Source organism: Brotocaccenecus cirricatena (assembly GCF_020687045.1).
In the GTDB taxonomy this organism is placed as follows: Bacteria; Bacillota; Clostridia; order Oscillospirales; family Oscillospiraceae; genus Vescimonas; species Vescimonas cirricatena.
Genome location: NZ_JAJEPW010000069.1, coordinates 1 through 12704 on the forward strand (window position 1 = coordinate 1; position 12704 = coordinate 12704).

At 62.5% G+C, this 12704-nt stretch carries 16 protein-coding genes and 1 pseudogene; 11 read left to right on the plus strand and 6 right to left on the minus strand.

All coding sequences use genetic code 11. The features are described from left to right. On the minus strand, positions 1-527 hold a 527-nt coding region (locus LKD37_RS14885), incomplete at its 3' end, for a transposase family protein (protein ID WP_502787378.1). A gap of 253 nt (positions 528-780) precedes the next feature. Here LKD37_RS14885 and LKD37_RS14890 point away from each other — a divergent pair. The 7 genes from LKD37_RS14890 (at position 781) to LKD37_RS14920 (ending at position 6444) form a co-directional block, all read left to right on the plus strand. Beyond that, on the plus strand, positions 781-1611 hold the full coding sequence (locus LKD37_RS14890; RefSeq protein ID WP_302929902.1) for a radical SAM/SPASM domain-containing protein: 831 nt from the start codon (positions 781-783) through the stop codon (positions 1609-1611). Between the two features lie 3 nt (positions 1612-1614). Continuing rightward, positions 1615-2676 (plus strand): A/G-specific adenine glycosylase, encoded by a 1062-nt coding sequence (gene mutY / locus LKD37_RS14895; protein WP_302929903.1) that lies wholly within the window; start codon positions 1615-1617, stop codon positions 2674-2676. A gap of 2 nt (positions 2677-2678) precedes the next feature. After that, the gene (locus LKD37_RS14900) at positions 2679-3266 is read left to right on the plus strand and encodes a thymidine kinase (RefSeq protein WP_302929904.1); all 588 of its coding nucleotides are present in this window, start codon (positions 2679-2681) and stop codon (positions 3264-3266) included. Then, a complete protein-coding gene (locus tag LKD37_RS14905; RefSeq protein WP_302929905.1) occupies positions 3263-4132 on the plus strand; it encodes a radical SAM protein in 870 nt (289 codons plus the stop codon). The genes LKD37_RS14900 and LKD37_RS14905 overlap by 4 nt, the downstream gene beginning before the upstream one ends. 121 nt (positions 4133-4253) lie before the next feature. Then, positions 4254-4490, plus strand: coding sequence for a hypothetical protein (locus tag LKD37_RS14910; RefSeq protein ID WP_302929906.1), 237 nt, complete (start codon positions 4254-4256; stop codon positions 4488-4490). A gap of 87 nt (positions 4491-4577) precedes the next feature. Next, on the plus strand, positions 4578-5348 hold the full coding sequence (locus LKD37_RS14915) for a class B sortase (protein WP_302929907.1): 771 nt from the start codon (positions 4578-4580) through the stop codon (positions 5346-5348). A gap of 10 nt (positions 5349-5358) precedes the next feature. Beyond that, entirely contained in the window at positions 5359-6444 is a 1086-nt protein-coding gene (locus LKD37_RS14920; protein ID WP_302929908.1) for an LCP family protein, read from the plus strand. A gap of 39 nt (positions 6445-6483) precedes the next feature. Here the strand turns inward: LKD37_RS14920 and LKD37_RS14925 are convergent, their stop codons facing one another. After that, positions 6484-7266, minus strand: a complete 783-nt coding sequence (locus tag LKD37_RS14925; RefSeq protein ID WP_302929909.1) for a polysaccharide deacetylase family protein — start codon at positions 7264-7266, stop codon at positions 6484-6486. A gap of 145 nt (positions 7267-7411) precedes the next feature. On the opposite strand from LKD37_RS14925, the gene LKD37_RS14930 reads away from it, so the two are divergent. The 4 genes from LKD37_RS14930 (at position 7412) to LKD37_RS14945 (ending at position 10505) form a co-directional block, all read left to right on the plus strand. Continuing rightward, on the plus strand, positions 7412-8179 hold the full coding sequence (locus LKD37_RS14930) for a hypothetical protein (RefSeq protein WP_302929910.1): 768 nt from the start codon (positions 7412-7414) through the stop codon (positions 8177-8179). A gap of 328 nt (positions 8180-8507) precedes the next feature. Next, a complete protein-coding gene (locus tag LKD37_RS14935) occupies positions 8508-9185 on the plus strand; it encodes a COG1361 family protein (RefSeq protein ID WP_302929911.1) in 678 nt (225 codons plus the stop codon). 152 nt (positions 9186-9337) lie between these two features. After that, on the plus strand, positions 9338-9889 hold the full coding sequence (locus LKD37_RS14940) for a hypothetical protein (RefSeq protein ID WP_302929912.1): 552 nt from the start codon (positions 9338-9340) through the stop codon (positions 9887-9889). Between the two features lies 1 nt (position 9890). After that, positions 9891-10505, plus strand: coding sequence for a radical SAM protein (locus tag LKD37_RS14945; RefSeq protein ID WP_302929913.1), 615 nt, complete (start codon positions 9891-9893; stop codon positions 10503-10505). 170 nt (positions 10506-10675) lie between these two features. On the opposite strand, the pseudogene LKD37_RS17650 reads toward LKD37_RS14945, so the two are convergent. From LKD37_RS17650 to LKD37_RS14965, 4 genes and pseudogenes are all read right to left on the minus strand, one after another. Beyond that, positions 10676-11284 (minus strand): annotated as a pseudogene (locus LKD37_RS17650) (radical SAM protein); the annotation flags it as partial. A gap of 32 nt (positions 11285-11316) precedes the next feature. Then, the gene (locus LKD37_RS17865; protein ID WP_489696236.1) at positions 11317-11454 is read right to left on the minus strand and encodes a hypothetical protein; all 138 of its coding nucleotides are present in this window, start codon (positions 11452-11454) and stop codon (positions 11317-11319) included. A gap of 56 nt (positions 11455-11510) precedes the next feature. Further along, positions 11511-11819, minus strand: a complete 309-nt coding sequence (locus LKD37_RS14960) for a diacylglycerol kinase family protein (protein WP_302929915.1) — start codon at positions 11817-11819, stop codon at positions 11511-11513. A gap of 246 nt (positions 11820-12065) precedes the next feature. Beyond that, positions 12066-12422: a TetR/AcrR family transcriptional regulator gene (locus LKD37_RS14965; protein WP_302929916.1), complete on the minus strand. Its 357-nt coding sequence runs from the start codon at positions 12420-12422 to the stop codon at positions 12066-12068. Positions 12423-12704 lie beyond the last annotated feature (282 nt).

Here is a 12704-nt window from a genome sequence, read left to right on the forward strand (position 1 = left end):
AGCTTGCGCAGGAAGTCCGCCGAGGAATAGGTGGACTGCTCCGGGTAGGCCGCCAGGAAACGCAGCCTCGTGAACTCATCGATGGCGGTGTACTGGAACAGGCGCAGCTCCGGATCTGCGATACAGCGGCGGGGAACGACCTTGACATCCACCTGCACACGCTGGCCGGGATAGGTCATCTGCTCGTAAGGCTTGGGTTTGTATGTATTTTTCGGCTTTTCGGCAGGAAACAACCCCATTTTACGCATGACACGGAACAGACTCTCCGGGCAACGGGTGTAGCCGCGCTTCCGCAGACGGTGCCACAGCTCGATCATGCCCAGCGACGGATTGCGGCGGCGCATATCGCGGATGAGCTTTAGCTCGGCCTCCGTGTGCTGGTTGGGGTGGCTGTGAGGCCGTCTGGACTGGCAGGCCAGGGACGCCACACTCCCGTCCCAGCGCTGCTTCCAGAAGTAGATGTACGACCGGCTTTTGTTGTATTTCCGGCTGGTGCGGCTGACGCCGTACTTTTCTGCGTACTTCATTAGGGATTGTCTGTAAGCCATGTCCTGTGTTATACTCTTACTCATGAGGAATATGGTCTCCTTTCGGAAAGTTTTGTGTGGTAGTTTAACTTTAACACATGAGGCCCTATTCCTCATACCCTTTTTATTCAATTGTCCAAGATGTATTGTAGTCCTACATACCTTTTTTTGAACACTTTGCCCCCGGTGCTTTCAAAACCGCGTCAGATGTGGTAAAATAACATTTCAAGCGCTTTGAAAGGAGGACGGCGGAATGTTCAACCGGGCCTATGTGGAGATCACCAACGTGTGCAACCTGGCCTGCTCCTTCTGCCCGGGTACCCGCCGCCCGGCGGGGTATATGCGGCCGGAGGACTTCCGGCTGCTGGCGGAAAAGCTCCGGGGCCACACGGCGTATCTGTACCTCCATGTGATGGGGGAGCCGCTGCTGCACCCGCAGCTGGAGGAGATCCTGGCCATCGCCCGGCAGCTGGACTTCCGGGTGTGTATCACCACCAACGGGACGCTGCTCCCCCGGCGGGGCCATGCTCTGGCGGGGGTCCACAAGGTCAGCGTGTCCCTGCACAGCTTCGAGGGAAACGACCGGGCGGAGGGGCTGGAGGCGTATCTTTCCGGGGTGTGGGACTTCTGCCGCCGGGCGGCAGGGGAGGGCACCCTGTGCGCCCTGCGCCTGTGGAACATCGGGGGTCGGGACCGCCGCAACGGCGAGGTGCTGGACTTCCTGAGCCGCCGGCTGGGCGGGGACGTGCTGCTTCTACCCACGGACCGCCGGGGAAACCGGCGGCTGGCGGAGCATATTTTCCTGGAACAGGCGGAAAAATTTGATTGGCCGGACCCGGAGGCACCGGAAAGCGGCACGGAGTTCTGCCATGGCCTGAGGCAGCAGCTGGCGGTGCTGTGGGACGGGACGGTGGTGCCCTGCTGCCTGGACGGCGACGGCCGCATGGCCCTGGGGAACCTGTATACAAGCTCGGTGGAGGAAATTCTGGCCTCTCCCCGGGCGGCGGCCATCCGGGAGGGATTTTCCCGGCGGCAGCCGTCGGAGGAGCTGTGCCGCCGGTGCGGCTACGCCGCGAGGTTTTAGCCTATGGATGAGATGGAAAATCGACTGGCCCGGCTGCCCGGGGCCCTGCTTCCCTGGTACCGGGAGAACCGCCGGGTGCTGCCCTGGCGGGAGGAGGTGTCCGCCTACCGGACCTGGGTGTCGGAGATCATGCTGCAGCAGACCCGGGTGGCGGCGGTGATCCCCTATTTTCAGCGGTTTATGGCGGCCTACCCCACGGTGGAGGACCTGGCCGCCTGCGACGAGGGGGAGCTGATGCGGCTGTGGGCCGGATTGGGATACTACAGCCGGGCCAGGAACCTGCGCCGGGCGGCGCGGGTGATCGCGGAGGAGTACGGCGGGGCGTTCCCACGGACGTATCAGGAGCTGATGGAGCTGCCGGGGGTGGGGGACTACACCGCCGGGGCCATCCTGTCCATCGCCTTCGGGGAGCCTGTCCCGGCGGTGGACGGCAATGTGCTGCGGGTGGCCGCCCGGGTGGGCGGCTGTGAGCTGGACATTCTGGACTCCAAAAACCGGCGGCAGTTCCGCCGCCGGATGGAGGCCGTCATGCCCCGGCAGGAGCCGGGGGCCTTCAACCAGGCGCTGATGGACCTGGGGGCAGGGATCTGCCTGCCCGGCGGCGGGCCCCTGTGCGATACCTGCCCGGCGGCGGACTTCTGCGCCGCCCGGGAACAGGGGCGGCAGCGGGAGCTGCCGGTGCGGGCCCCCAAAAAGGAAAAACGCCTGGAGGAAAAGACGGTGTTCCTGCTGCTGGGACCGGAGGGCACGGCCCTGCGGCAGCGGCCGGACACGGGACTGCTGGCGGGCCTGTGGGAATATCCCCATGTGCCCGGACGGCTGACGGAGGAGCAGGCGGCCCGGCAGCTGCGGCAGTGGGGGCTGACGCCCCGGGCCTGGCTGCGGCAGATGGACGCCCGGCATATTTTCACCCATATCCGCTGGGAGATGACCGGATACCTGGTGCAGGTGGAGGGCCTGGGTCCGGCGGACTGGCTCTGGGCCGACGAGGCCCGGCGGCAGCGGCTGGCGATCCCCTCCGCCTTTGACCAATTCACGCGGGCTCTGCCCGCAGAAGGAGACTGACGATGGCGCAGCTTTATTTCAAATTCGGGGCCATGGGCTCCAGCAAAACCGCCAACGCCCTGATGGCGCGGTTCAACTATGAGGAGCGGGGCCAGGAGACCCTGATGGTGAAGCCCCGGCTGGATACCCGGGACGGGGACCACATGGTCTCATCCCGCATCGGCCTGACCCACCCCTGCATCTATTTTGACGAAATGCGGGCCATGGCCGACGAGGAATTGCAGAAATACGCCTGCATCATCATCGACGAGGCCCAGTTCCTCACCAAGGACGAGGTGTTTTACCTGGTGCACCTGGTGGACGACTGCGGCATCCCGGTGCTGTGCTATGGGCTGAAGGTGGACTTCCGGGGCCAGCTGTTCGAGGGCAGCTATTATCTGCTGGCCATGGCCGACAAGCTGGAGGAGGTCAAGACCATCTGCTGGTGCGGCAAGAAGGCCGCCTTCAACGCCCGGTTCGACAGCCGGGGCCGGGTGGTGAAGGAGGGCGAGCAGGTGGTGCTGGGAGCCAACGACCGGTATACCAGCCTGTGCCGCCGCCACTGGATGGCCGGGGACCTGGGGCCGGACTTCCACATCCGCCGGACATGAGGTGCACGCTTTGTCCCCGTATGTGCGGCGCGGAGCGCACGGAGACCAGAGGGGAGGGCTTCTGCCGGATGCCGGCGGGGCCGGTGGTGGCCCGGGCGGGGCTTCATATGTGGGAAGAGCCGGTGATCAGCGGCACCCGGGGCAGCGGCACGGTTTTCTTCTCCGGCTGCACCCTGGGCTGCATGTTCTGCCAGAACCACGAAATTTCCGCCCAGGGCGTGGGAAAGCCCGTGACGGTGGAGCGCCTGGGGGAGATATTCCGGGAGCTGATATGCCAGGGGGCCCACAACATCAACCTGGTGACCCCGGGGCACTTCGCCCCCTGGGTGGCCCGGGCCCTGGAGCCAGCGCTGCCGGTGCCGGTGGTGTGCAACACCGGCGGCTATGAGCGGGTGGAGACCCTGCGCCTGCTGGAGGGGAAGGTTCAGGTGTATCTGCCGGACATGAAGTACGCCCTGGAGGAGCCTGCCCGGCAGCTGTCCGGCGCAGGGGACTATCCCGCTGCGGCCCGGGCCGCCATCCGGGAGATGTTCCGCCAGGTGGGGCCCTGGGAAATACGGGAGGGCCTCCTGGTCCGGGGAGTGCTGATCCGACACTTGGTGCTGCCGGGACAATTGGAGAACACCCGCCGGGTCATCGACTGGGTGGCGGAGACCTTCCGCCCCGGGGAGGTGCTGTTTTCCCTGATGAGCCAGTATACCCCCCAGCCCGGGGCCGCAGGCCCCCTGGCCCGGCACGTCACCCGGGCGGAGTATCGGGCGGCGGTGCGGTATATGGAAAACTGCGGCATCCGGGACGGCTTCACCCAGGAGCGCACCTCCGCCCGGGAGGAATACACCCCGGCCTTTGACCTGACCGGCGTGTAACCGCCCTGCAATTGCCGATGAATGGACTATTTTTCGGATTCGGCAAAAAAGTACTTGCTTTTTCCGTAAGCAGACATTATAATGGACATTACTAAGTAGGGTAATGGAGGGTTATGTTACCATGAAAAAGATTCTTGCTGTTCTGACGGTTATTGTGATGCTGGGCTGCATGCTCTCCGTCACTGCCTTTGCCGACGGCGGCTACGTCCCCAGCCCCAAGCACGACGATGAGCCCGGCACCACCCCCACCTCCCCCCAGACCGGCTACGACCTGGGCATCGGCAGCGTGGTGATGGCCATTGCCGTCAGCGGCGGCGTGGCTTACGTCTGCACCAAAAAGGCCCACACCCGGGCATAACGAAGTCCATCCAATAACGAGGAGCCCCATAAATGCTGAGCCGTTTATGGGGCCTTTTTCCCGTTCTGAACAAAGGAGAAATGTCCTATGAAGCGTCCTGTGCGCATCCTGCTGACCGTGGTGGCCGTTATTGCGGTGATCGTGTGTATTTTCTGCATCCTGTTTATCGTTCAATACGTCCGGGGTAAGTCTGTCAGCGATAAGCTGGGCAGCGGCGTCCGCTCCGGCCAGGTGGTGGAGCCCCTGGACCCCCAGGACGACGGCAAATATATGGCCATCAATGTGGACTTTGACAGCCTCCATGACGTCAATCCGGAAATCTACGCCTGGATCGAGGTGCCCGGCACCAACATCAACTACGCCGTGGTCCAGAGCGCAGCAGACGACCTGTTTTACGACGATCATGGGGTGGATCGGTCCTATTACTCCGGCGGCAGCATTTTTTCCCAGCGGTACAACACCACCACCTTCCAGGACCCGGTGACGGTGCTGTATGGCCACAACCGCCAGTCCCAGACCATGTTTGCCCAGGTGAACAACTTTGCCGATGCGGCGTTTTTCGCCAAAAACCAGAAGATCTTCGTTTACACCCCGGACAAGGTGTATGAATACACCATCTTCGCCGCCTATCCCCACTCCAGCGAGCATCTGCTGCTGTGCCACGACTTCACGGATCCCCAGCAGTTCGCCGACTACTTCGCCTCCCTGGGGGAGGCCATCAACGCCAACTACCGCCGGGAGCTGTTTCCCCAGGCCGGGGACAAGGTGCTGACCCTGTCCACCTGCTACCGGCAGAATCGTATGCAGCGCTTCCTGGTCCAGGGCGTGCTGACGGAGACCTATGATGTTATTAAATGAGGAGAACCCTATGGAACAGGAAAAGCAGGAAGCCCCGGTGCAGGGGAAGAAAAAGCGCCTGTCCACGCCGCTGCTGATTTTCATCATCCTCATGGCGGTGACGGCGGTGCTGTGCACCATTGTGGCGGGCATCTGGCTCCACGGGCGCAGCAGTTTGCGGAACGGAGGCTCGGCCCCCACCGTCACCCCCGGCGGCACGGAGCAGCTGGACAGCTACACCGTCCTGCACGACGGAAAATATTACCGTTATAAGGAGCACATGGTGAACCTGCTGCTGATCGGGGTGGACTCGGACAACAAGCCCGCCGCCCCCCTGCCTTACGGCAGCGACAACCAGGCGGACGTGATCCTGGTGGCGGCTCTGGACACCGACGCCAACAAAATGACCCTGATCTCCGTGTCCCGGGACACCATGTGCGACATCGGCGTGCCGGATGACACCGGCGAAATTTCCGGCGTGGCCCACACCCAGCTGGCCCTGTCCTTCTCCAACGGCGACGGCCTGTATGAGAGCTGCCGCCTGTGCCGGGAGGCGGTGTCCCAGCTGTTTTACGGCCTGCAGTTCGACGGCTGCGCCGCCTTTTACATGGGCGGCATCGGGCGGCTCAACGACGCCGTGGGCGGCGTCACCGTCAACGTGCTGGACGACTATCCCTTCACCAACGTTCCCGGGGGCTGGAATATGTACCCCGGGCAGAACGTGACCCTGACCGGCCAGCAGGCCCGGCTATATATCCAGGCCCGCCGGGGCGATGCCACCGGCAACGAGGACCGTATGCAGCGCCAGAAGCAGTATATGCTGGCCCTGATCGGCCAGGCCAAGGCCCGGGTGGCCTCCAGCCCTGCCAGCGTCCTGCCGCTGTACAACGCGGTCAGCGACTATGTGCTGACGGATCTGGACCTGGGCAAGCTGACGTATCTGGCCACCCAGGCCGCCGGGATGAGCTTCTCCGGCGATATGCTGCGGGTCACCGGCCAGGCCGCCCTGGGCGACGGCAACCGGGTGGAGCTGACGGTGGACCAGGAGGCCCTGTACGACCTGATCCTGGACGTGTTTTACGACGAAATCCCCGCTCCGGCCCAGACCGGCGAATGACCAACAACCCCTGCGGCTGCGCCGCAGGGGTTTCGCGCGCTATTGGGCGGCCTCCGCCGGGAACTGGCGGCCGGTGTGGTCGATGGTGTAGTTCTCCCAATAGATCAGCTGGCCGATGGGCACCACGGTATAGCCCTCCCGGATCATGTGCTCCAGCACCGAGGGCAGGGCCTCCGGCGTGTGCAGGGCGGCGTTGTGGAACAGCACGATGGACCCCGGGGCCAGCTTATCCCGCACCCGCTTGCAGATGGTGCCTGCGTCATAGTCCTTCCAGTCTAGGCTGTCCACGTCCCACTGGATGGGCTCCATGCCCATGGAGCGGATGGCGGAGATCACATGGTCGTCATACTCGCCGTAGGGGCAGCGGATCAGGGTGGGGGTCACGCCGGTGGCGGCGGCGATGCGCTCATTGCTGGCGGTGACGTCCTCCACGATCTGCTGGGCGGTGAGGGCGTTGTAGTGGTCGTGGTGGTTGGAGTGGCTCATGACCTCGTGGCCCGCGTCGTGCAGGGCCTTCACCGACTCCGGGTACTTCTCCGCCCAGTCCCCCACGCAGAAGAAGGTGGCCTTCACGTTGTACCGGGCCAGGATGTCGATGAGGGCCTGGGTGTCCTCGTTGCCCCAGGCGGCGTCGAAGCTGACGGAGCACATCTTCTGCTCCCGCTCCACGCTGTAGATCGGCAGCTGCCGCTGAGCGGCGGAGGCAGGCGTCCCGGCGGGATAGCTCACCGCCCAGAAGATGGCCCCCGCCAGCACCAGGGCCCCCACAGCCGCCACCGCCCGCCGCCGCAGCAGAAATACCCGCACTCTCCCGTTTCTCATGGCCATCCCGTCCTTTTCAGAGTTTGTAACAGCATATGCCGGGCCCGGGAGGGGTATGACCGCACTCTGCGGAATGACCATAACCCGGGCGGCATTTTTTTGCAGAATTGTCAAATTTCCTGTTGCAAAAAGGCGGAGAAGGGATGTGTTCATCGACGGCGCTGAAGAAGCTACGATTGGACAGTATGCCAACTACGGTCCCAACAACGAGGTCTATCTGGCGCAAGGTCAGGCCATCTCCTTCAAGCTGACCGGCAATACAAATGAAATTGCCAGCATCCAGATCGGCGCCAAGGCTCCCAATGGCGCGGCTACGATGGTTGTGGAGGGCAAGGTAAGTACCACTACTAGGCTCGAACAGCAGCTTAACACCGCCACGGAGATGTACTATAACATTACCGAACAGGCGAAGGACGGTCAGCTGGTGACTATCAGCAACACCGGTAATGGCATCCTGTCCCTGACCAACCTGAAGATCACCTATAAGACCAGCGGGCAAACGGTGACGCTGAGTGACCTGACGGCTGAAGAGCAGGCCAACGCCGTTGCCATGGTCCAGGCCCTGTTTGCGGCTCCGGTGGAGACCGTCCAGCCTGAGCGCTTTGATGCAAGCTGGGGCGGCAGCGTCCGGGCCGGCCGGAAGGCTACCCTGACGGTGAAGGCCAGTGAGGACGTGGACGCCATCACCGTGGACGGCGTGACCGTCAGCAGCTATACCACCCGCACCGAGCGCACCGGCTGGGGCTGGTGGTCCCCCAAGGTCACCTACCGCGTATTTACCTACACCGCCACCGCTCCTGCCCAGACCACGGACTACGCAGTCTGCGCAGTGAATGCGGAAGGTACTGCCAGTGAGCCCATCACCGCCACCCTGACGGTGCGGCCCGCCACCTGGTGGAACTGGTGGTTCTGAGAAAGGAGCAATCGAAACAATGAAATCCTATGTGACCCCGATGCTGAGCTTCGAGAGCTTCGAGTTGACTAGCAACACGGCCAGTGCTTGCGGAAAACCAACTCGCACGCCGACAAACCGCACATGCGGCGTGACCGTCCCGGGAGTTGGTAACGTCTTTTTTGATGGAGTGGCTGGTTGTGACTACCCGGGAGCGGATGGCGACTACAGTGTTTGCTATGATGTCCCGCTGGACTCTACCAGACTCTTCAACTCCTGACCCAACCTAATTAATACGCCGAAAGAGCCCTGCCCCCATGGGGCAGGGCTCTTTGCAAAGGAGCAATCTATGAAACGAACCATCAAGTGCGCCGCCCTGCTGCTGACGCTGGTCCTGGCCTGCGCGGGCTGCGGGAAAAAGCAGCCCGCGCAGCCCGACGAATACGGCCTGGCCCCGGAGCCCTCCAAGCTGGACAGCGTGGCCATCGGCAATGATCTGGAAATCGTCAGCACCGGCCGCTACGCCGGGCTGTTTGTGGAGGACGGCAGCGACGAGACGGTGTCCGACGTGTTCTGCATCCGGGTGAAGAACACCGGCGAACAGGACGTGCAGTACGCCCACATCACCCTTTCCCGCAGCGGGGAAAGCTATGAATTCGACATCAGCACCCTGCCTGCGGGACAGACGGTCCAGGCCCTGGAGCTGAGCCGCCAGGCTCTGCCGGACAAGCCGGAGGAACTGAGCACCGCCGTGTCGCTGTACGCCGTGTTCAGCGAGCCGCTGTCCATGCAGGAGGACCTGTTCGACATCACCACGGAGCAGAACACCATCACCGTTACCAACCGCGGCGACAGCGCCGTGTCGCAGGTGTATGTGTACTACAAAAACGCCAGCGGCGACCTGCTGCTGGGGGGCATTACCTACCGGGCCGGACTGACGGACCTGGGCCCCGGCGAGACCCAGAGCTGCTACGCCGGGCACTTTTCCGACGGCTCCCGGCTGCTTTTCGTGACCTATGCACCGTGATTTTTACCGCTTCGGCGGCATGACCCTGGCCCTGGAGTCGCCGGAGGAGCTGACCGATTCGGCGCTGTGCCGCCCCTTTCGGACGGCGGAGGGGACGGCGGAGCACACCATCGGCCTGACCTTCAGCGACCGGCTGCCGCAGCCGCACGGAGGTGACCTTCGCCCGGCGCTACCGGGAGTCGCTATCCACCCAGACCGTGCTGGAGGCGGCGAGCCTGTTCGATATTCTGGCGGATGCCGGAATGCTGGTGCTGCACAGCTCCTATATCGTCACCCGGCAGGGGCAGGGGATCCTGTTCTCCGGCCCCAGCGGCATCGGCAAAAGCACCCAGGCCGCCCTGTGGCAGCGCTATGCCGGGGCGGAGATCGTCAACGGCGACCGCGCCCTGGTGCGGCCCGATACGGGGACCGTCAGCGGCGTGTTCTATGCAGGGACCTCCGGCATCAGCCGGAACGTCACGGCTCCGCTGCAGGCGGTGGCCCTGCTGGAGCAGGGAAGCGAAAATCGGATTACTGCGTTGCGACCGCAGGAGGCCTTTGCCCGGCTGCTGAGCCAGTGCGCCTACTATCAGCGGGACGCCGCTTCTGCGGCGCGGATGACGGAGCTGGCGGCGCTGCTGGTCACCAATGTGCCCGTCCGGCAGCTGACCTGCCGGGCGGATGGGGACGCCGTCCGGACCCTGGAAGAATTGAGGAGGAGCTGACATGGAAACTGGCACCACGGAACCCCGGCTGTCCACCTATCTGCATGCCCGGGCCTGCCGGACCGGTACGCCCCTGGCGGGAAATTTTGAGCTGACGGCCCGGTGCAACTTCAACTGCAAAATGTGCTATGTCCACCTGACGGCGGAGGAGCAGCAGCGCCGGGGCCGGGAGCTGACGGCGGACCAATGGCTGGCCATTGCGGAGGAGGCCCGCAGCCGGGGCATGCTGTTTTTGCTGCTGACCGGCGGCGAGCCGCTGATCCGGACGGATTTCCGTTATCTGCTGACGGAGTTGAAGAAAATGGGGCTGCTGGTGTCCGTCAACAGCAACGGCTCCCTGATCGACCGGGACTGGCTGGATTTCTTCCGGCATGAGCCGCCCTTCCGCTTCAATATCACGCTGTATGGCGGCAGCGAGGAGACCTATGAGCGCCTGTGCGGCCGCCCCATGTTCGGCCGGGTGACGGAGAATATCCGGGCTCTGCGGCAGCTGGGCATCGGCGTGAAGCTGAATGCCTCCATGACGCCGTATAACGTGGCGGATATGGAGGCGATGCAGTACAGCTCCTTGCCGCCGGTGACGCCGCGGATTTCACGGACCCAGTTCTTCATATAGGTCCGCTGCTCCGGTGTCAGCAGGAGGGAGGTGTCGGCGTTCAGTCCCGCGGGCATGTAGTGGAAGTACCACGCAAAGACGCAGCCCTTGTCGATCAGCAGGTCCAGGAACTCGTCGCTGGTGACCACCTTATAGTTCCTGCTGGTGTAGCAGATGGAGACGCCGAAGGGGATGCGGTGGCTGCGCATGAGGTCCATGGCGTCCAGCGCCTTCTGGAAGTGTCCGCGTCCGCGGCGGCCATCATTGGCCTCCTCAAAGCCCTCTACGCTGATGGACACGAAGAAGTTGCCCACCCGCAGCATCTCCTGACAGAACTCCTCGTCGATGAGGGTGCCGTTGGTGAAGGCGTGGAACGCCATGTCCCGGTGCTTTTCGCACAGGCGGATGATGTCTTTTTTCCGCAGCAGCGGCTCGCCGCCGGTGAAGAGGCAGGCGTGGGTACCCAGGGCCTTGGCCTCGGTGAGCACCCGGTCAAAGGTCAGGCTCTGCTTGTGGCCATATTCCGCCGCCCAGCAGCCGGTGCAGTGCGTATTGCAGGCGGAGGTGGGATCCATCAAAATCAGCCACGGCACGTTGATATCGTACTTGGCTGCGTTCTCCTGCGCCGTCTGATAGCCCCGGAAGCCGCCCTCGTAGGCCGCGTTGGTCAGGAAGGTCTTGAGAATATAGGGGTCGTTCTCCCGGATCAGCCGCTGGGTATAGTGGGCCCACTTGCCGTCGGGGATGGTCTCAAAGGCCTTGCGCTCCGCCGCATGAGAAATTTTATCGGTGATTCCCATGGATCATTTTCCTTTCTGTTATTGAATCGTTTTTACGTTTTTGCCGGAATCTGTGAATGTGCCGCCGCGCGACAGGAGGATACGCCCGGGATGGTCTCCCCGTCGATCTGGAGCGGGGCGGGGCGGTCAAATTCCACCGTGATGTTCTGCCCGGTCAGCACCTCCACCACATGGATATGCCGGATATGCTCACCCTTGAAAATGGACGGGAATACCGTCAGGGCCTTCAGCGGTAATAACCGCCGATGTCGGCGAGGAAATCGTTGCCGCTGCCGGTGGCAAAGTAGTAGATGCCGCAGTCGGTCCGGAGCGGGGCGGTGTCGTTGATGAAGCGGTTCAGCGTTCCGTCTCCTCCGGCGATCACAACCCGGTCATCGTCCCGGAGGGAACGAAAGAAGGCTCCGTAATCATCGATTTCCGTGATATCGCGGAACAGCAGCCTGTCGTCAGGCAGCAGTGCGTTCAGCCGATACGCGGCCTCCTGGCCGCGTCCGCTCCCCGCGTGGGGATTGTATAGAATGTGATAGGTCAGCATAGGCTTGCCTCTTTCTTCGGATAAATGCTCCGGCAGGTGGGGGCCATCGGGTGTGGGTGATGAAAATGCGGCGTTTACCAATCGTAGTTTTATAAGTTTAACGGAATCTGAACGCGAATACCATGGCGAAAGCGGCCGCTTCCTCCGAATTTCAGAACAGTCGGCTCAATGCGCAAATTTGCGCAGTTTTCCTTTTTTGCGCAAAAAAGCTGCCCCTTTCGGGGCAGCCCTTGCGGGAGGTTCCGTTTATTCGGCGTCCTGAACGGCGCTGTGCAGGAAGTTTTCAAACAGCGTATCCAGCCGGTCCCGGGAAAGAGAATCAAATACATGATAGATGGTTTTGGAGTGGGCCCGGCATTCGCGCAGAATGTTCTTCGTAACTGGCTTCCACTCGATGGGCTCTCCCACCGGAACAAGGGCGTCCACCTGTTTTTGAAACCAGTCGTCCAGCAGGGCATAGATGTCCTGATAGTGATAGTAAAACGTATTGGGGCTGCCCTCCGCACGTTTGACCAGAGCAGACACGGTGATCTTGTCGAAGGGCATTTCGGCAAGCATTTCCTGAAAGGTGGTCATGATCAGCTTCTTGGTGTATAAGGCCACGGTATCCCCCCTGAGCGAAATAGGTGAAAATCCTTCTTCCGCATTTTACAACAAAAAACGGACATATCGCAAGCACGCCTTTTGCGCAGGCGGAGCGCTCCGGCATGCATCCGTTTTGCGTGGTGAACACACCGGGAGGAAATCCTCCGGCGGCGATAAGGCATAAACGAAAACAGCACCTGATTTCGTAAGAAATCAGGTGCTGTTTGGTGGAGACTGCTGGACTCGAACCAGTGACCTCCTGCGTGTGAAGCAGGCGCTCTAACCAGCTGAGCTAAGCCT

Bases quoted from the DNA above. Each gene is read 5' to 3' on its own strand.
- LKD37_RS14945 (WP_302929913.1), top strand. From the start codon at position 9,891: ATGGAAACTGGCACCACGGAACCCCGGCTGTCCACCTATCTGCATGCC.
- LKD37_RS14925 (WP_302929909.1), bottom strand. From the start codon at position 7,266: ATGAGAAACGGGAGAGTGCGGGTATTTCTGCTGCGGCGGCGGGCGGTG.
- LKD37_RS14935 (WP_302929911.1), top strand. From the start codon at position 8,508: ATGAAACGAACCATCAAGTGCGCCGCCCTGCTGCTGACGCTGGTCCTG.
- LKD37_RS14910 (WP_302929906.1), top strand. From the start codon at position 4,254: ATGAAAAAGATTCTTGCTGTTCTGACGGTTATTGTGATGCTGGGCTGC.
- LKD37_RS14905 (WP_302929905.1), top strand. From the start codon at position 3,263: ATGAGGTGCACGCTTTGTCCCCGTATGTGCGGCGCGGAGCGCACGGAG.
- LKD37_RS14890 (WP_302929902.1), top strand. From the start codon at position 781: ATGTTCAACCGGGCCTATGTGGAGATCACCAACGTGTGCAACCTGGCC.
- LKD37_RS14960 (WP_302929915.1), bottom strand. From the start codon at position 11,819: ATGCTGACCTATCACATTCTATACAATCCCCACGCGGGGAGCGGACGC.
- LKD37_RS14915 (WP_302929907.1), top strand. From the start codon at position 4,578: ATGAAGCGTCCTGTGCGCATCCTGCTGACCGTGGTGGCCGTTATTGCG.
- LKD37_RS14900 (WP_302929904.1), top strand. From the start codon at position 2,679: ATGGCGCAGCTTTATTTCAAATTCGGGGCCATGGGCTCCAGCAAAACC.
- mutY (WP_302929903.1), top strand. From the start codon at position 1,615: ATGGATGAGATGGAAAATCGACTGGCCCGGCTGCCCGGGGCCCTGCTT.
- LKD37_RS14920 (WP_302929908.1), top strand. From the start codon at position 5,359: ATGGAACAGGAAAAGCAGGAAGCCCCGGTGCAGGGGAAGAAAAAGCGC.